The sequence below is a fragment of the Deinococcus grandis genome, from assembly GCF_001485435.1.
Classification (GTDB): Bacteria; Deinococcota; Deinococci; order Deinococcales; family Deinococcaceae; genus Deinococcus; species Deinococcus grandis.
This window is the reverse complement of the sequence record NZ_BCMS01000001.1, coordinates 1,014,257-1,030,346: the sequence shown is the minus strand read 5'-3', so window position 1 is coordinate 1,030,346 and position 16,090 is coordinate 1,014,257. Positions and strand designations below refer to the sequence as shown.

The following is a 16,090-nucleotide window of genomic DNA, read 5'->3' as shown; positions in this document are numbered from 1 at the left end:
AAAGAGAGGCTTAGTGTAAGCTCATCGGGTATGAACGTCATTGGCAAGGTCACTGTGCTGCCCCAGCTGCCGCCCGGCATCGCGCGGTTGTCTGAACTGGCTTACAACCTCTACTGGTCGTGGACGCCTCAAGCTCAGGCGCTGTACGAGGAACTCGACGCCCCAAATTGGGAGCGCTTCCAACACAACCCGGTCCGCCAGCTGCTCGAGGTGCCCCAGGCCCGCCTAGAGCAGGCGGCCGCCGACCCCGCGTACCTCGCGCGCTACGCGAAGGTCATGGCCGACTTCGACGCCTACATGGGCAAGAAGGACACCTGGGCCGCGAAGAACGCCGCGGGCATGAAACCGGTCGCGTACTTCAGCATGGAGTACGCCTTCCACGAGTCCCTGCCCATCTACTCCGGCGGTCTGGGCGTCCTCGCGGGCGACCACTGCAAGAGTGCCTCGGACCTCGGGATTCCCTTCACGGCGGTGGGCATGCTGTTCCACCAGGGCTACTTCCGGCAGCTGTTCGACAAGGACGGCTGGCAGAACGAGGCGTACGACGAACTCGACCTGACCACCCTGCCCATCACGCCCGCCCTGACCGAAGGCGGCGAGGAGGCGCGCGTGAAGGTCCGCATCGGCGAACGTGACGTGCACGTCCGCATCTGGAACCTGAACGTGGGCCGCATCAGGGTGCTGCTGCTCGACACGAACGTCCCCGAGAACAGCGAGGACGACCGGAAGCTCACGGCCCGCCTGTACGGCGGCAACCAGGAACTGCGCGTGCAGCAGTACGTCCTGCTGGGCGTGGCGGGTATCCGCGCGCTGCGCGTCCTGAACGTCCCCGGCGACGTGTACCACATGAACGAGGGCCACGCCGCGCTGCTGGGCCTGGAACGCACCCGCGAGTACGTGGCGCGTGGCCTGGACTTCAAGACCGCCCTGGAAACGGTGGCCAGTTCGACGCTGTTCACCACGCACACGCCGGTCGCCGCCGGGAACGACGCCTTCGCGTACGACCTGATGGACCGTTACATCGGCGCATGGCCCGCACAGCTGGCCGCCAGCCGCGACGAACTGTACAAGCTCGCCGAGCACGAGCAGATGTGGGACGGCCACCCGGTCCCGACCTTCTCCATGACGGTGTTCGCGCTGAACATGAGCCGCGCGGCGAACGGCGTGTCCGAACTGCACGGCGAGGTCAGCCGCGACATGTGGAAGTTCCTGTACCCCGGCGCCGAGACCGAGGAGGTGCCGATCGGGCACGTCACGAACGGCGCGCACAACCTCACGTTCACCAGCCAGGCCATGCGTGACCTGCTGGGCACCGTGCTGCCCGCCGACTGGACCGAGCGGCTGGAAGACGAGCAGATGTGGGCAGCCGTCGAGAAACTGACCGACCAGCAGCTGCAGGACGTGCAGCGCGACATGAAACGCGACATGATCACCTTCGTGCGCGGCCGCATGCGTGAGCAGATGCTCCGCAACGGCGCGTCCGCCGCCGACGTGGCCGCCACCGACACCCTGCTCGACGAGAACACCCTGACCATCGGCTTCGCGCGCAGATTTGCGACGTACAAGCGCGCCACGCTGCTGTTCCGCGACAAGGCCCGCCTGAGCCGCATCGTGAACCACCCCGAGCGGCCCGTGCAGTTCGTGTTCGCCGGGAAGGCCCACCCCGCCGACAACCCCGGCAAGTCCTTCATCCAGGAGATCTACAAGATCAGCCAGGAACCCGAGTTCCGCGGCAAGATCGTCATCCTGGAGAACTACGACATGCACGTCGCGCGTCACCTCGTGCAGGGCGTGGACATCTGGCTGAACAACCCCCGCCGCCCCCTGGAGGCCTCCGGCACCAGCGGCATGAAGGCCAGCTTCAACGGCAGCCCCAACCTGTCCATCCTGGACGGCTGGTGGCGTGAAGGCTTTGATGGCACGAACGGCTGGCCGATCGGCGAGGAACGAGAGTACGCCGACCTGAACGTCCAGGACGACGCGGACGCCTTCAGCATGTACCACACGCTGGAAACCGACATCACGCCCCGCTACTACGGCGGCCTGAGTGGCCAGCCCACCTGGGCGTCCACGGTGCGCCGCGCCATCCAGACGGTCAGCCCGCGCTTCTCCATGCAGCGTCAGGTGATCGACTACGTGGAGAAGTACTACCGGCCCATCGCCGAACGCGGCGCGACACTCGCCAGTGGCAACAGCACCCGCGCGCGCGAGCTCGCCGCGTGGAAGGGCTGGGTGCGCCAGCAGTGGCCCTACACCACCCTGACCGCGACCGCGCAGCTGCCCGCCACCGCCCGCCCCGGCCAGAGCGTCCCCGTGACCGCGCAGGTGAACCCCGCCGGGATCAACCTGGACGAACTGCGCGTCGAGGCCGTCCTGAACCGCGGCGGTCACCTGACCCGCGTGCCCCTGGTCAGCCGCGGCGGCGGCACGTACAGCGCCGAGATCCCCCTGCAGGACAGCGGCCTGTACTCGGTCGGCGTGCGGATGCTCCCCGTCATCGACGGCCTGAGCAACGACCTGGAAGCCGGACTGATCAAGTGGGCCTGACCGGCGGTCGGGTCACCACGACCTGACCCGAGTGGAACGAGCAGCCGATCCGAGCGGCGGTCTGCAGTGGAGGTGGTGGGGTGCGTTCCCCCATCACCGGAACGGAAGACCGCTGCCTGAGCCCCTCCTGAACCCTGCCCCCTCCCCCGACCGGGAGGGGTTTTTCTCTGTCTGCACGCTCCCTGGCGCGGTGACAGACCCGCCCCGCTCGCGCCGGGTACGCTCAGGCATGAGCGAGCAACTGGAACGCGGGAAACGTAAACGCGCGCAGGTCATGGGGCAGGAGTACGTGGACCGGGCGTTCAGTGGGAACCCCGAGGCGTTCGGCGCGGACTACCAGCGCTTCCTGACCGAGTACGCCTGGGGCGCGGCGTGGGGCCGCGGCAACCTGACCGACCGCGAGCGGCACATGGTCACGCTGGGCATCCTGGCGGCGCTGGGCCGCGAGCGGGAGTTCGAGGGGCACGTCCGGGCGACGCGCAACACGGGCGTCAGCGAACGTGACCTGAGTGACGTGCTGCATCAGGTGGCGATCTACGCGGGCGTTCCGGCGGGCCTGAGCGGGTTCACGATTGCCAAGAGGGTGCTGGGAGAACAGGAGTAGGCATTCCGGCAGCGCAGACACCTGCGCCCGCCGGATGGGCGCCGGGTGATCTAATGCCCGCCATGTCCTGCCCCCTGCCCCACCCCGTCCGTCCCGCCCGGCTGCGGGCCGCCGCTGCCCCGGTGACCCGGCCTTGACGAGCGCCGCCACCCGGGCGCGGTTCAGCCTGCCGCCCGTGCCGTCCCTGCTGCTGGCGATGCTGAGCATCCAGGGCGGCGCGGCCTTCGCGAAGACGCTGTTCCCGACGCTGGGCCCGGCGGGGACGACCACGGTCCGCGTGGCGCTGGCGGCGGCGCTGCTGATGCTGGTGTTCCGCCCGGCGCTGAACCGCCTGACGTGGGTGCAGTGGCGCGCGATCCTCCCGTACGGCGCGGCGCTGGGCCTGATGAACCTCGCGTTCTACGAGTCGCTTCGGCTGCTGCCGCTGGGGCTGGCGGTCACGCTGGAGTTCGTGGGGCCGCTGCTGCTGTCCCTGGCGCTGTCCCGCCGCCCGCTGGACGTGGCGTGGGTGGCGCTGGCCGGGCTGGGCATCGTGCTGATCTCCCCCATCGGCGGTGGCGGGGCCACGAACGCCCCGCTGCTGGGCATCGTGCTGGCGCTCGCGGCGGGCGGCATGTGGGCGCTGTACATCCTGGCGGGGGGCGCGGTGGGCCGCCGGGTGCCCGGCACGACCGGCGTGGTCGCGGGCATGATCGTCGCCGCGCTGGTCACGCTGCCGTTCGGGGTGGTCCAGGCGGGTCCGGCGCTGCTCAGCCCGCACGCGCTGCTGCTGGGCCTGGGCGTCGCGGTGCTGTCCAGCGCGCTGCCGTACACGCTGGAGATGCGCGCCCTGCGCGCCATTCCCGCCCGGATCTTCGGCGTGATGATGAGTGTCGAACCGGCCCTGGCGGCCCTGAGCGGCCTGCTGTTCCTCGGCGAGCGCCTCACGGCCGTGCAGTGGGCGGCGATGGCCTGCGTGATCGCCGCCAGCGCCGGGATCAACCTGACCGGGAAGGCCGCGCACAGCGAACCGGAACCCGTGAATTAGGACGCGACGCGCAGGAGGCAGTGGGAAGTGGGGAGTGGGAAGTGGCAAAGAAGAGGCCCGCCAGCATCGCTGCTGTGCGGGCCTCCCCGTTGGGGCGGAGGCGGGCGCCGCACCCACTCCCCACTGCCCACTCCCTACTCCCCCCGTTTACCAGCTGGCCTGGGTGGTGGTGTCGCCGCCGCTGCCGGTCATCAGGAGACCCAGCTGGGTGTCGGTGGCGTTCGCGGCGTTCACCTCACCGACGACCTTGCCTTCGTACATGACGAGGATGCGGTCGGCGAGGTTCATGACCTCGCCGAGGTCGGCGCTGACGAGCAGCACGGCGAGGCCCTGGTCGCGCGCCTCGACGATGCGGGCGTGGATGAATTCGATCGCGCCGATGTCCACGCCACGGGTGGGCTGGCTGGCGACCAGGATCTTGGGGCCCTTGCGCATCTCGCGGGCGACGATGATCTTCTGCGCGTTCCCGCCCGAGTAGCTCCCGGCGGGCAGGGTGGCGCTGCGGGGGCGGACGTCGTACTGCTCGCTGAGGGTGCGGGCGTTCTCGTCGATGACGTCCTGCTTGAGGATGCCCAGCGGTCCGGCGAAGGGGGCGCGGTCGTGTTCGCCCAGGATGAAGTTCTCGGCGGTGCTCATCTCGAGGACCAGGCCGCGTTCGTTGCGGTCCTCGGGCACGTGGGACAGGCCGCTGGCCTCGACCTCGCGCACGCCGCGCGCGGGCTTGCCGAGGTACGTGATCTGACCCTGGTACGTCTGGAGGCCGGTGATCGCCTCGACGAGTTCACTCTGGCCGTTGCCCTCGACGCCCGCGATGCCGACGATCTCTCCGGCGCGCACCTGGAAGCTCACGCCGTCCACGGCGTTGCGGTGCTCGCCCTTCACGACGACGTTCTGCACGTCCAGCGCGACCTGTCCCGGCTGGGCAGGGGCCTTGTTGACCTTCAGGGTGACGTCGCGGCCGACCATCATGCGGGCCAGGATCTCGGTGGTGGCGCCCTGGGTGGGGATCGAGCCGATCATCTTCCCGTCGCGGATGACGCTGATGGTGTCGCTGATCTGCAGCACCTCGTGCAGCTTGTGGCTGATGAACACGACGGCATTGCCGCTCCGGGCGTACTGGTTGACCAGGAAGTCGAACAGTTCGTCGGTCTCGCTGGGGGTCAGCACGGCGGTGGGTTCGTCGAGAATCAGGATGCGGGCGCCGCGGTACAGGGTCTTGAGGATCTCGACCTTCTGCTGCAGACCGACGGGCAGTTCACCCACGATGGCATCGGGGTTCAGGTCGAAGTTGAACTGCTTGATGAGGTCCGCGACGCGTTTACGGGCCGCGCCGTAGTTGATGCTGCCGCCGCTGGTGGGTTCCATGCCCAGGATGACGTTCTCGGTGACGGTCAGCGTCTCGACGAGCATGAAGTGCTGGAAGACCATGCCGATGCCGCGTTTGATGGCCTCGCTGGGGTCGGTGAGGTTCACGACCTCGCCGTCCACGACGATCTCGCCGCTGGTGGGGGGCTGGATGCCGTACACGATCTTCATCAGGGTGCTCTTGCCCGCGCCGTTCTCGCCGCACAGGGCGTGGACGCTGCCCCACCTGACCTGCATGGAGATGTTGTCGTTGGCGAGCACGAGGGGGAAGCGTTTGGTGATGCCGCGCAACTCCAGCGCGTTCGGGGAGTTGTGCTGAACGGCGCGCAGAACGTCGGCCTGTGGAACAGTCATAACGTTCAGTCTAGCTTTCACGGGCTCGTCTGGACAGACCCCAGGGGGGCACGCCGGGCGGATGCGTGATACGGATTCCTTCTGTTCCGTTGACATTGTTTCGTGGGCAACCCGGGACGGCACCGGGGTGCCCACGCCACGCCCGGCAGCCCGTTTCTCTCCTGCTCGCCCTGCTGCGCAGCTCTGCGGGTCCGCTCGGACCCCGCGGCCTTGTCGGCCATTCCATCGGAGTCCGTACGAACCGTGCGCGCGGCACAGTCCGGCTGGGTTTCGTGCATGATGAGGGCATCATGGAATCGCTGTGGTTGATGATCACGAACCTGGGTCGTGACGAGGTCTTCATCGTGGTGCTGGCGCTGTTCACGTGGCTGGTGCGGCCCCGGGGCGGGCGGGAGCTGGGCGTGGCGTTCGCGCTGAGTTACCTGCTGAACTCCGCGCTGAAGTACGGGCTGAACCTGCCCCGGCCGTTCACGAACGATCCGTCGCTGGCGTCCGAGGCGGCGCGGGCCACGGCGGGCGGGCCGGGCCTGCCGAGCGGGCACGCGCAGATGAGCGCGACGCTGTGGCTGGGCATCGCGGCGCAGCTGCGCTCGACGGGCTTCACGGTGTTCGCCGCCGTGCTGGTGGCGGTGATCGCGGCGTCGCGCCTGCTGCTGAACGTGCACTACCCCAGTGACGTGGTGGTGGGCCTGCTGCTGGGCGTCGGATTCGCGCTGCTGGCCGCGCGGGTGCATTTTCCGCAGGCGGGGGCGCTCCGCTGGGGCGTTCCGGCGGCGCTGCTGGTCGTCGCGGCGCTGATTCCGGCGGGTGCCCCGCGGGAGTTCGGGACGGGCCTGGGGCTGCTGGCGGGCTTCTGGGCGTCGCGGCCCACGTTCGCCCCGCCGCGTGACTGGGCCGGGCGGCTCATCGTGGCGGTGCTGGGGCTGGTCATGGTGTTCGCGGTGTACTTCGCGCTGGGCGCGCTGCCGCAGGAACTCAAGGACATGGGCGTGGTGCGGGCGCTGCGGTACGCGGCTCTGGTGCTCGTCGCGACCGAGGGCGTGCCGCTGGCGCTGCGCCGCTGGCTGCCTGCCCAGGCGAGTGCCGCGCAGGGGGCGCCGCAGGTCGTACACTGACGGTCATCAGACCCGTGCGGGGCAGGTCGAACCTGCCCCTTTGTTTTTCCCGGATAGTCGTTGCCACGTCCTTTCGCCGTCCTGTTCGATTCCGTCCTGCGCTGCCGCGCCCCGTGGAGGGTACCCCATGAACCGACGTTCCCTGCCTGCCGCCCTGCTGCTCGTCACGCCCCTGCTCGCCGGGGTCGCCGCCCTGGCCCAGACCACACCGGCGCCGACCACACCCGCGCAGACGAGTGCCCCCGCGACCACCCTGAAGGCCGGCCCCGCCGACCTCACGCGGGGCGAGGCCATCGCCGCCAGTTGCAGCGGCTGCCACGGCCCGACCGGCCGCGCCCCCGTCCTGAAGGGCGAACCGGCCGCGCAGATCCAGAACGCGCTGCTGGCCTTCCGCAGCGGCACGCGCCGCAACGGCACCATGCAGGGCATTGCGTCGCGCCTGAGCGATCAGGACATCGTGGACGTCGCCGCGTTCTACGCCGGACCACCCGCTGCGCCCGCACCCGCCACGCCGCCCGCTGCGCCCACCCCGGCACCGCCCAGCACCTCCACCGCTGCCCCGACGACCGCGTCCGGCACCCTGGGCCGCACCCTCTACCTAGAGGGCGCCCCGGCCCGCGACGTGCTGGCCTGCGCGGTCTGCCACGGCGAGGACGGCAGGGGCGCGGACGCCGTGGGCATCCCGGCCATCGCGGGCCTGAGTGCCGCCAGCGTCCTGGAGACCCTCAGGGCGTACCACGCGATGCCGCCCGTGGGCATCGCCTACCCGGACGCCATGCGGATCGCGGTCAAACCCCTGACCGACGCCGACATGACGGCCATCGCGCAGTTCGTCGCCACGCTGAAGTAACCCCTTGCCGATTCCGTCCGGGTGCCCGGTTCATACGGATTCCGCTGAGAGCCTGACACTACAGATGAGAATGCCCCCGACGGGGCATTCTTGAGCTGTCATGACACAAGAACAGCACACCGACGGAGACGCCTCCATCCTATTCCACCGCATCTTCAACCTCCTCCGAGCGGCTCCATGGTCGGATCAGCGACATGCCCGAACATTCGCCTGGATGGTCGCCGGCCTCCTCCTGACCTGTGTTCCTAACCCAGCTGCGTGGTGCTCCTTTCGTGATCTCCCGAGCCCGGTACGCGCAAAGTCATGAACGACGATTCCTCCGCGCCCTGACGTCCTCCAGCATCCCCTGGCGAGCGGTCTACCAACACCTCATGCAGGTCGCACTGCGTGACTGGGGTGATGCGCGCATCACCCTCGCCCTGGACACCACCCTCCTGTTCAAACGCTGGTGCGTGATCTGCGTCTCCCTCGTCTACCGGGGGCGTGCCATACCGTTGTCCTGGCGCGTCATCCGTCATGGGAGTTCGACGGTGGGGAATCAGGAAATCTACCCTGTGCTCGCCAGCGTCCAGTGCCTGCTCGTCCACTTGCCACAGGTCGAAGAGGTCTGCATCTGTGCAGACCGGGGCTTCCTTGATCACACGTTGATGGGCGACTTCACCACCTTCGGATGGCAGTGGATGATTCGCGGCAAGGGTCCCGTCCACCTCTTTGATCAGGACGGAACGTCCTTGGGGCAATTTCAGTCACAGCTCAGTCACCACGGTCAGTTGATCGTGCGGCATGGGGTGTACGTCACGGGGAAGAGGTACGGTCCCGTGAACATCGCGGCGGTGCGGCCTTTTGGGCAACGTGATCCTTGGTTCATCGTGAGTAGTCAGCCCTGTCACACGCGAACATTCGCGGAGTATCACCAACGTACTCAGGTCGAGGAATCCTTCCTCGACCTGAAGAGCGGGGTCTTCAATCTGGAGGAGACGCGCCTGGATCAGGCGCACCAACTGGAGAAACTCTGGTGCGTGCTGGGACTGGCGTACCTGATGGTCTTGAGCGAGGGTACTGCCGTCACGGAGCATGGGAAACGGCGGGAGATTGATCCACACTGGGTACGGGGCTTGAGTTATGCGCAGATGGGGCTGCGCGCCATTCGACAGGCATTGACACGTCGAACACCAGTCCTGGAGAGGCTGCGCCTCTCCCAGGCCAGTGACCCCGAACCGTCACGTCGTCGACGATCGCCAATCGGCTGGGACGTCGTTCAGGGCTTCTCATGACTTATGTCAGGCTTCCAGCGGATTCCGTCTGTTTCGTGAACAGATCGGAACACCACCGATCTGTTCACTCCACGCCCGGAACCCGTTTTTCTCCTCCTCTGCTCCGCAGCTCTGCGAGTCGCATCCGCTCGGGTTGAAAGGTTTGCAGAAACCTTTCAACCGGAGTCCGTATCAGCGCACCCGGACGGCTTTCGTGGCGGGCTGCGTGCGGAGCCAGCGCACGAAGCGCTGCACGTCCTCGTGCCCGCGCAGCGCAGTGAGGTTGCGGTACTCGCGGGCGAGTTCCACGTTCGAGAAGGTGCGGTGGAGGAACTTGTGGCACGGGCCACACAGCATCGCGGTGGGCAGGTCCGTGACGCGCAGGCCCTGGCGTCTCCCCTGTGAGCGGGGCAGCAGGTGGTGCTCGGTCAGCTGCGGCACGGCGCGGTCGCACAGCGCGCAGGTGGGCGCCTCGCGGGGCGGCGGAGGCCAGGTGGACTCGGGCTGGCGGCGGGCCATGACCCGCCCAGGATAGACGCGACCCCCGGCGGGTCACTGCGCCGGGGGTCGCAATCCGTCCTGCTCGTCGGACGGGGTCTACAGGCGGGTCAGGCTGGGGTACTTCTGTATGGCCTCGTCCTCCGAGAGGAACTCGCCGGGCGCGTCGGGGCTCCAGACGACGTCCGCGCGGATCAGGTCGCCCGGGGCGACGCTGCTGATGGCGTTCAGGGCCGCGCGGGCCTCCTGCGCGGTGGTCACACCGGCGGGCGGCAGGGCCGCGAGGGCGTGCGCGGCGACCATGATCGTCACGGCGAGATACTGGTCGCTGGGGTCGCCCTTGAAGGTGTAGTCGTCCCGGCGCTGGTAGCCGCTGTTCGGGTCTCTGTTCTGGTAGTTGCTGGTGGTCTGTTCGGTGAATGCCGCGCGGGCCTCGGTGGCCCAGGCGCCCACCTGACTGTCGGCGGTGCTGGCCGACCCCTGGGCGCGCTGCACGGTGCCGTACACCCAGCGGTCCGGGTGGCGCAGCGCGACCAGCGCGGCCTCCTGCAGCATGCGGGCCAGGCCCTCGTTCGTGTCGGGGTCGCCGGTCTGCGCGACACGTTGCAGGGCGCGCTTGACTTCCTCGCCCTCGGCCAGAAGGAGCTGCACGCTGACCGCCTGGGCGGTGCCGCTGACGCTGCTCAGGCCGCGCACGCCGCCACCCAGGCTGCGGCGCATGGTCATCACCACGGCGAAGATCACCACGCCGAAGATGATCAGTCCGACCAGTCCGAAGCCGCCGCCGCCCGTGCTGTACCCGTAGCCGCCGCCGTACCCGCCGTTGTTGATGATGATCGGGCCGCTGTACCCGCCCCCGTAGCCCCCACCGTACCCGCCGCCGTAGCTGCCGCCGCGCGAGGAGCTCCCGCCGCTGTATCCACCGCCGGAACTCGAGCTGCCGGAGCTGGACCCGCCGGAACTGCGGCCCCCGAAGCCCCCGCCGGACTGCGCGTGGGCGGAGGCGAGCAGCGTGGTCAGGATCAGCAGGAGGGCCGCCAGCAGCATCAGGCGGCGCGGGGCTGCGCCGGGGTGGGCTCGGGTCATGCGTCAGTCTACGGGGCGCGTGCCGGACGCGTCCCTGTACGCTTCCTTCACGCCGGGGCGCTGCGGGGGCGGGCGGTACACTGCGGGGATGAACGTGATCACCCTGACTGCCGACGCCTGGGAGACCTTCCTGGCCGGACTGTATGAACGCGACGACCGCCTGGACCTGCGCCGGGACGGCGAGACGTACGCGCGGGACGAGGCGGTGGACGCCTGGGTCATAAGCGGGCACGCCGAGGCGCTGCGCAGCGCCGATCTGGACGGGGACGTGTGGGGCACCCTGGAGGACATCGAGGAGACCGCAGGGGACGAGGAGGAGGCCTGGGCGAAGATCCGCGCGTTCTACCTGGAGCGGGGCTGCGTGCTCGTGCAGGTGCAGGGCTACGACGAACCGGAGGACTGGATCCTGACCGAGGCACTGGCCCGCCGCCTGGGCCTGACGACTGCCTGAGAACCGGCGTGTGTCTCATACGGATTCCGTTTGCTTCGTGGACAGATCGGAACACCACCGATCCGTCCACTCCACGTCCGGAACCCGTTTCTCTCCTCCTCGCATCCGCTCGGATTGAACGGTTATCCCACACCGTTCAATCCGAGTAACTGCTCAGCAGGGTGATTTTCCGGAGTCGATTGGGTAAGGTGGACCATCAGCGAGGTCCCCTGCCCAAACTGCAAACGACTCGAGGCACGCGTCCGTGAACTCGAAGCCCAGCTCGCTGAGGTGCTGGCTGAACTTCGCACCATCAAAGCTCAACTGGCCCGAAACAGCACCACATCCAGTCAGCCTCCCAGTCAGGACAAGCCCTGGCAGCCCAAGAGTGAGCGCCAGAAGACCGGCCGGTCTTCTGGCGCTCAACCCGATCACCCCGGCAAGACCCTCAAGATGTCCGCGCATCCCGACGTCATCGTCGATCTCCCGGTGACGGGACACTGCACCTGCGGGCAGGCCTGGGATGACGTTCCAGTCGACACCCAGGTCGCTCGACAGGTTCATGACCTCCCCGACCTCCACCTTCAGGTCACCGAATACCGCGCCGACGTCAAGATCTGCCCTGGATGTCGTTCCCGGCAGCGAGCACCCTTCCCCACGCACGTCACGGCTCAGGTGCAATACGGTCCACGGGTCCACGCCTTGACGGTGTATCTGAACGTGGCGCACTTCGTGCCCCTCGAACGCACCAGTGAAATCCTGCACGCGGTCTGCGGAGCACGCCCGAGTGATGGCACCATCGCGCTGAACCTGAATCTGGCAGCGGAGCGACTGCAGGACTTTGAAGGGCGACTCAGGACAGCCCTGACACATCAACCGGTGCTGCATGCAGATGAGACCGGCAGCCCGGTGAACGGGAAGCTGCACTGGATGCATGTCGTGAGCTGCGCGCAGCTCACGTTCTACGGCCAGCATGCCCGGCGCGGCCTCGCGGCACTGGAGCACATGAAGGTCCTGCCGAAGTACACCGGCATCCTGGTCCACGACGCCTGGAGCTCGTACTTCAAACTTCCGGCACAGCATGCCCTGTGCGGAGCTCATCTGTTGCGGGAGCTGCGGGGATTGGCCGAACACCATGGGCAGGTGTGGGCTGGCGCACTTCGGGAATCGCTGAGGACGGTGTATCACGACCTGAACGCCGGGACGCTGAGCCCAGAGGCCCGCACGGCGTTTGAACGGCGATTTGATGAACTGCTTGAGGAGGGCTTGCTGGCCAACCCAGCCGCGCCGCCCGTTCCAGGGCGACGCGGTCCGACGAAGCAGTCACATGGGCGGAATCTGGCGTTGCGGTGCCAGCAGCACCGCGCAGCGGTGCTGCTGTTCCTACATGACTGCCGAGTGCCGTTTGATAACAATCAGGCGGAGCGGGACGTGCGGGCATGGTGCGTGAAACGCAAGGTATCTGGAGGATTCCGGTCCGAGGAGGGTGGGTGCAATTTCGCTCGGATCAGGAGTTACATGTCCACGTTGCAGAAGCAAGGTCTCAGCGTCTGGGAGGGCTTGGTCAGCGTGTTCACGGGTGACGTGCTCATGCCTAACTTCAACCCCTGAGCTTGCCCTGCTGAGCAGTTACCAATCGGAGTCCGTATCAGGAAGCCCTGAACGCCGTGTAAATCGCGCCTCATCCTGCACAGATGAGGGGGGCGTAGGCTGGCTCTCATGAAAAGCGACCGTCATTTTCCCGTGAAACGTCTGCTCGCGCTCGGTGCCCTGGTCGGCGCCGGCGCTTATTACTTCAGCCGTGAACAGAACCGCCGCGCCCTGGACGCCAAACTGGCCGAACTGGGCCTGAAGGACGCCGCGCACGACGTGGGCGAGAGCGTCACCAAGGGCTGGGAGAAGACCAAGGAGGCCGCCAAGGACGCCGGAGCCGTCATCGCCGACAAGGCTGGCGAGGTGAAGGACGCCGCGGCCGGGGGCGCGCAGGCCGCCGCGGACAAGGCCAAAGAAGTGGCCGGTGACGTGAAGGACGCCGTGCAGGGCGCCGCCGCGAAGGCCGGGGACGCCGCGAAGGACGTGGCGGGCACCGCCAGCGACAAGGCGGCTGACGTGAAGGCCGCTGCCCAGGACAAGGCGGGCGACCTGAAGGCCGCCGCACAGGACAAGGCCGCCGAGATCAAGGCGGACGCCCAGGCCAAGGTGGCGGACGTCAAGGCCGACGCGCAGAAGGCCGCCAACGACGTCAAGAGCGCCGCGCGCGACGCCAAGAACTCCTGATCCATACACGGTAGAAGCAGCGCCCCGCCACTGGTTGGCGGGGCGCTGCCATGCTGCGGGGTGCGGTCAGCGGCGGGTGAAGTCCGCGCCCTGCGGCAGGCGTTCCAGCCACGCGGCGATGATGTCCGTGCAAGCCTTCACGTCCCGCTCGTCGACCATCTCGCTGGGCGAGTGCATGTAACGGTTGGGGATGCTGACCACGGCGGTCGGCACGCCCGCACGCACGAGGGTCAGGGCGTCGGCGTCCGTGCCGGAGTAGCGGCCCGAGGCGCTCAGGGTGAACGGCACGCCCGCCTCGCGCCCCGCATCGGTCATCTGGCGGGTCAGGACGGGGCTGACCATCGGGCTGACGGTCAGGTTCGCGCCGGACCCGAAGGGCACCACGCCGTACTTCTTCTCGCTCACGCCGGGCTGCTTGGTCTCGTGGGTGACGTCCACCGCGACGCCCGCGACGGGGTTCAGGTGGTACCCGCCGAGCTGCGCGCCGAAGCAGCCGATCTCCTCCTGGCTGGTGCCGACGGCGACCACGCGGTACGGGAGGTTCTTCCCGGCGACGGCGCGCAGGGCTTCGAGCACGATGAACGCGCCCACGCGGTTGTCCAGCGCGCGGCCCACGACGCGCGTGCCGACCATGATGGGGCCCTGCTCGATCACGGCGTACGTGCCGACCGGCACCTGCTCCGTGACCTCCTCCTTGCTCAGGCCCAGGTCGATCCAGAGGTCCTCGATCCGGCTGGCCTTGGTGCGCTCGTCGGCGTCCATGACGTGAATGGCTTTCTTGCCGATCACGCCGATCAGGTCACCGCCGGGCGCGAGCACGCGGATGCGCTGCCCGACGAGCACCTGTGGGTCCCAGCCGCCGACCGGCAGGACGCTCAGGAAGCCCTCGTCTCCCACGTGCGAGACGATCAGGCCGATCTCGTCCAGGTGGCCCATCAGGGCGACGGCGGGGGCGTCCTCGGGGCCGACCTCGGCGTACACGTTGCCGTAGTGGTCCTCGTGCGTGCGGGCGAAGGTGGCGGCCTCGGCGAGCCAGACGTCGGCGGCGCGGCGCTCCAGGCCGCTGGGCGCGGCGGCGTCCAGAAGCTTGAACAGGAAGTCACGGTTGATAGTCACGCCCGCGAGTCTACGCCCGGCACCGGGGTCACCGACATTCATCCCGGACACAGTGTGCCCCGCACGCCGCAGCTGACCACGGGTCATGATCCACAATGCAGGTGTTCATGCCGGACGCCCCCTCTTTCACCGACAGCCCCGACATCCAGGTGCGGGTCGAGGTGCTGTTCATGCCCTCGCACAGCCAGCCGGGTCGGCTGGTGTTCGCGTACATCATCCACATCGAGAACCGCAGCGACCAGACCTGGAAGCTCCTGGCGCGCCACTGGGACATCGTGGACGGGCTGGGCCGCGAGACCAGCGTGGACGGCGAGGGCGTCGTCGGCGAGCAGCCGGTCCTGCCGCCCGGCGGGTCGTTCACGTACGACTCGTTCGTGACGCTGGAGGCCGCGCCCGGTCACATGGGCGGCCATTACGTCATGCAGGACGCCTGGGGCGCGCGGGCGCGGGTGCCGGTCGCGCCGTTCATGCTGGCCGAACCGGGCCGCACCCTGAACTGAGCCGGACGGCCCTCAGGCTGACTTCAGGCCGGGACGCGCTGGCCCGGGCGCTCGTCGAGCACGTGGTCCGGCACGCCTGCCAGCGCGGCGTGGACGACGTCCAGGCCCGCGCCGGGTTTGTGGCCCTGTTCGCTGATGGTGCGTTTCCAGTGGCGCGCGCCGGGCTGCCCGGCGAAGAGGCCCAGGGTGTGTTTCATCATGCGGTTCAGGGGCTGTCCGGCCTGGAGTTGCGCGGCGACGTAGGGCAGGTACGCGTGGATGGCCTCGCGGCGCGTGACGGGCAGGGTGTCCTCTCCAAAGATGTCCTGATCCGCGCGGGCGAGGATGAACGGGTCCTGGTACGCGGCGCGGCCGATCATGACGCCGTCCGCCCAGGCCAGAGCGTCCTGCGCGGCGTCCAGCGTGAGTACTCCGCCGTTCAGGACGATGGTGAGGTGCGGGAAGTCGGCCTTCAGCTGCCGCACGACCTCGTGCCGCAGGGGGGGAATCTCGCGGTTCTCCTTGGGGGACAGGCCCGAGAGCCACGCCTTGCGGGCGTGCACGATGAACGTGTCGCATCCGGCGGCCTCCACGGTACGGATGAAGCCGGTCAGGTGCTCGTAGCTGTCGAGCTCGTCGATGCCGATGCGGTGCTTGACGGTCACGGGGAGGGTGGTGGCGGCGCGCATGGCGTCCACGGCGCGGGCCACGACGTCCGGGGTGCCCATCAGGCACGCGCCGAACGAGCCGCTGCTGACGCGGTCGCTGGGGCAGCCGCAGTTCAGGTTCACCTCGTCGTACCCGTAGCCTTGCGCGATGCGGGTGCAGTCCGCGAGGGCCCGGGCGTCGCTGCCGCCCAGTTGCAGCGCGACCGGGTGTTCCCCCGCGTCGAAGGCGAGGTGCCGGTCGCGGTCGCCGTGCAGGATCGCGCCGGTGGTGACCATCTCGGTGTACAGCAGGGTGCGGCGGGTCAGGGTGCGGTGGAAGACGCGGCAGTGCCGGTCGGTCCAGTCCATCATGGGCGCGACCGACAGCGTGTGCGGCGGCGTGGGCTTGGCGGGGCGGGCGGGGGCACTCATCAGCCCGTCA

15 protein-coding genes are annotated in these 16,090 nt (G+C 68.6%); 10 read left to right on the top strand and 5 right to left on the bottom strand.

Features of this window, described 5'->3' with window-relative positions:
- Positions 1–30: 30 nt before the first annotated feature.
- The 3 genes from glgP to DEIGR_RS05165 all read left to right on the top strand — a co-directional run bounded on the left by glgP (position 31) and on the right by DEIGR_RS05165 (position 4,178).
- Entirely contained in the window at positions 31–2,547 is a 2,517-nt protein-coding gene (gene glgP / locus DEIGR_RS05175) for an alpha-glucan family phosphorylase (protein WP_058975865.1), read from the top strand.
- Positions 2,548–2,776: 229 nt separating this feature from the next.
- On the top strand, positions 2,777–3,151 hold the full coding sequence (locus DEIGR_RS05170; RefSeq protein ID WP_058975864.1) for a carboxymuconolactone decarboxylase family protein: 375 nt from the start codon (positions 2,777–2,779) through the stop codon (positions 3,149–3,151).
- Between the two features lie 196 nt (positions 3,152–3,347).
- Positions 3,348–4,178 carry an EamA family transporter gene (locus DEIGR_RS05165; protein WP_058978540.1) on the top strand — a complete coding sequence of 277 codons (831 nt, stop codon included), beginning with the start codon at positions 3,348–3,350 and terminating at the stop codon, positions 4,176–4,178.
- A 147-nt stretch (positions 4,179–4,325) separates the two neighbouring features.
- Here DEIGR_RS05165 and DEIGR_RS05160 read toward each other — a convergent pair whose 3' ends face one another.
- Complete coding sequence (locus tag DEIGR_RS05160) at positions 4,326–5,897, bottom strand: ABC transporter ATP-binding protein (RefSeq protein WP_058975862.1); 1,572 nt, start codon at positions 5,895–5,897, stop codon at positions 4,326–4,328.
- 290 nt (positions 5,898–6,187) lie between these two features.
- Between DEIGR_RS05160 and DEIGR_RS05155 the strand changes: the two genes are divergently transcribed.
- The 3 genes from DEIGR_RS05155 to DEIGR_RS05145 all read left to right on the top strand — a co-directional run bounded on the left by DEIGR_RS05155 (position 6,188) and on the right by DEIGR_RS05145 (position 9,136).
- Positions 6,188–7,012 carry a phosphatase PAP2 family protein gene (locus DEIGR_RS05155; RefSeq protein ID WP_058975860.1) on the top strand — a complete coding sequence of 275 codons (825 nt, stop codon included), beginning with the start codon at positions 6,188–6,190 and terminating at the stop codon, positions 7,010–7,012.
- Positions 7,013–7,139: 127 nt separating this feature from the next.
- Complete coding sequence (locus DEIGR_RS05150; RefSeq protein WP_058975858.1) at positions 7,140–7,862, top strand: c-type cytochrome; 723 nt, start codon at positions 7,140–7,142, stop codon at positions 7,860–7,862.
- Positions 7,863–8,233: 371 nt separating this feature from the next.
- The gene (locus DEIGR_RS05145) at positions 8,234–9,136 is read left to right on the top strand and encodes a transposase (RefSeq protein WP_058975856.1); all 903 of its coding nucleotides are present in this window, start codon (positions 8,234–8,236) and stop codon (positions 9,134–9,136) included.
- Positions 9,137–9,307: 171 nt separating this feature from the next.
- Here the strand turns inward: DEIGR_RS05145 and DEIGR_RS05140 are convergent, their stop codons facing one another.
- Positions 9,308–9,634: a hypothetical protein gene (locus DEIGR_RS05140; protein WP_058975854.1), complete on the bottom strand. Its 327-nt coding sequence runs from the start codon at positions 9,632–9,634 to the stop codon at positions 9,308–9,310.
- A gap of 78 nt (positions 9,635–9,712) precedes the next feature.
- Positions 9,713–10,699, bottom strand: coding sequence for a DUF1517 domain-containing protein (locus DEIGR_RS05135; protein ID WP_058975852.1), 987 nt, complete (start codon positions 10,697–10,699; stop codon positions 9,713–9,715).
- An 88-nt stretch (positions 10,700–10,787) separates the two neighbouring features.
- Between DEIGR_RS05135 and DEIGR_RS05130 the strand changes: the two genes are divergently transcribed.
- From DEIGR_RS05130 to DEIGR_RS05120, 3 genes are all read left to right on the top strand, one after another.
- Positions 10,788–11,150, top strand: coding sequence for a hypothetical protein (locus DEIGR_RS05130; RefSeq protein WP_058975850.1), 363 nt, complete (start codon positions 10,788–10,790; stop codon positions 11,148–11,150).
- Positions 11,151–11,345: 195 nt separating this feature from the next.
- A complete protein-coding gene (tnpC, locus tag DEIGR_RS19590) occupies positions 11,346–12,740 on the top strand; it encodes an IS66 family transposase (protein WP_083523932.1) in 1,395 nt (464 codons plus the stop codon).
- A gap of 108 nt (positions 12,741–12,848) precedes the next feature.
- Entirely contained in the window at positions 12,849–13,406 is a 558-nt protein-coding gene (locus DEIGR_RS05120) for a hypothetical protein (protein ID WP_058975846.1), read from the top strand.
- Positions 13,407–13,472: 66 nt separating this feature from the next.
- On the opposite strand, the gene DEIGR_RS05115 is transcribed toward DEIGR_RS05120, so the two are convergent.
- The gene (locus DEIGR_RS05115) at positions 13,473–14,564 is read right to left on the bottom strand and encodes a M42 family metallopeptidase (protein WP_058975844.1); all 1,092 of its coding nucleotides are present in this window, start codon (positions 14,562–14,564) and stop codon (positions 13,473–13,475) included.
- A 65-nt stretch (positions 14,565–14,629) separates the two neighbouring features.
- Here DEIGR_RS05115 and apaG point away from each other — a divergent pair, with 65 nt between their 5' ends.
- Entirely contained in the window at positions 14,630–15,022 is a 393-nt protein-coding gene (gene apaG, locus DEIGR_RS05110; RefSeq protein WP_058978539.1) for a Co2+/Mg2+ efflux protein ApaG, read from the top strand.
- A 23-nt stretch (positions 15,023–15,045) separates the two neighbouring features.
- Here the strand turns inward: apaG and dusA are convergent, their stop codons facing one another.
- A complete protein-coding gene (gene dusA / locus DEIGR_RS05105; protein WP_058975842.1) occupies positions 15,046–16,080 on the bottom strand; it encodes a tRNA dihydrouridine(20/20a) synthase DusA in 1,035 nt (344 codons plus the stop codon).
- Positions 16,081–16,090: the final 10 nt, after the last annotated feature.

Coding starts and splice junctions, on each gene's coding strand:
- DEIGR_RS05165 (WP_058978540.1), top strand. CDS start 3,348: ATGCTGAGCATCCAGGGCGGCGCGGCCTTCGCGAAGACGCTGTTCCCG.
- DEIGR_RS05170 (WP_058975864.1), top strand. CDS start 2,777: ATGAGCGAGCAACTGGAACGCGGGAAACGTAAACGCGCGCAGGTCATG.
- DEIGR_RS05150 (WP_058975858.1), top strand. CDS start 7,140: ATGAACCGACGTTCCCTGCCTGCCGCCCTGCTGCTCGTCACGCCCCTG.
- DEIGR_RS05135 (WP_058975852.1), bottom strand. CDS start 10,699: ATGACCCGAGCCCACCCCGGCGCAGCCCCGCGCCGCCTGATGCTGCTG.
- glgP (WP_058975865.1), top strand. CDS start 31: ATGAACGTCATTGGCAAGGTCACTGTGCTGCCCCAGCTGCCGCCCGGC.
- apaG (WP_058978539.1), top strand. CDS start 14,630: ATGCCGGACGCCCCCTCTTTCACCGACAGCCCCGACATCCAGGTGCGG.
- DEIGR_RS05130 (WP_058975850.1), top strand. CDS start 10,788: ATGAACGTGATCACCCTGACTGCCGACGCCTGGGAGACCTTCCTGGCC.
- DEIGR_RS05155 (WP_058975860.1), top strand. CDS start 6,188: ATGGAATCGCTGTGGTTGATGATCACGAACCTGGGTCGTGACGAGGTC.
- DEIGR_RS05140 (WP_058975854.1), bottom strand. CDS start 9,634: ATGGCCCGCCGCCAGCCCGAGTCCACCTGGCCTCCGCCGCCCCGCGAG.
- dusA (WP_058975842.1), bottom strand. CDS start 16,080: ATGAGTGCCCCCGCCCGCCCCGCCAAGCCCACGCCGCCGCACACGCTG.
- DEIGR_RS05145 (WP_058975856.1), top strand. CDS start 8,234: ATGCAGGTCGCACTGCGTGACTGGGGTGATGCGCGCATCACCCTCGCC.
- DEIGR_RS05115 (WP_058975844.1), bottom strand. CDS start 14,564: ATGAATGTCGGTGACCCCGGTGCCGGGCGTAGACTCGCGGGCGTGACT.
- DEIGR_RS05160 (WP_058975862.1), bottom strand. CDS start 5,897: ATGACTGTTCCACAGGCCGACGTTCTGCGCGCCGTTCAGCACAACTCC.
- DEIGR_RS05120 (WP_058975846.1), top strand. CDS start 12,849: ATGAAAAGCGACCGTCATTTTCCCGTGAAACGTCTGCTCGCGCTCGGT.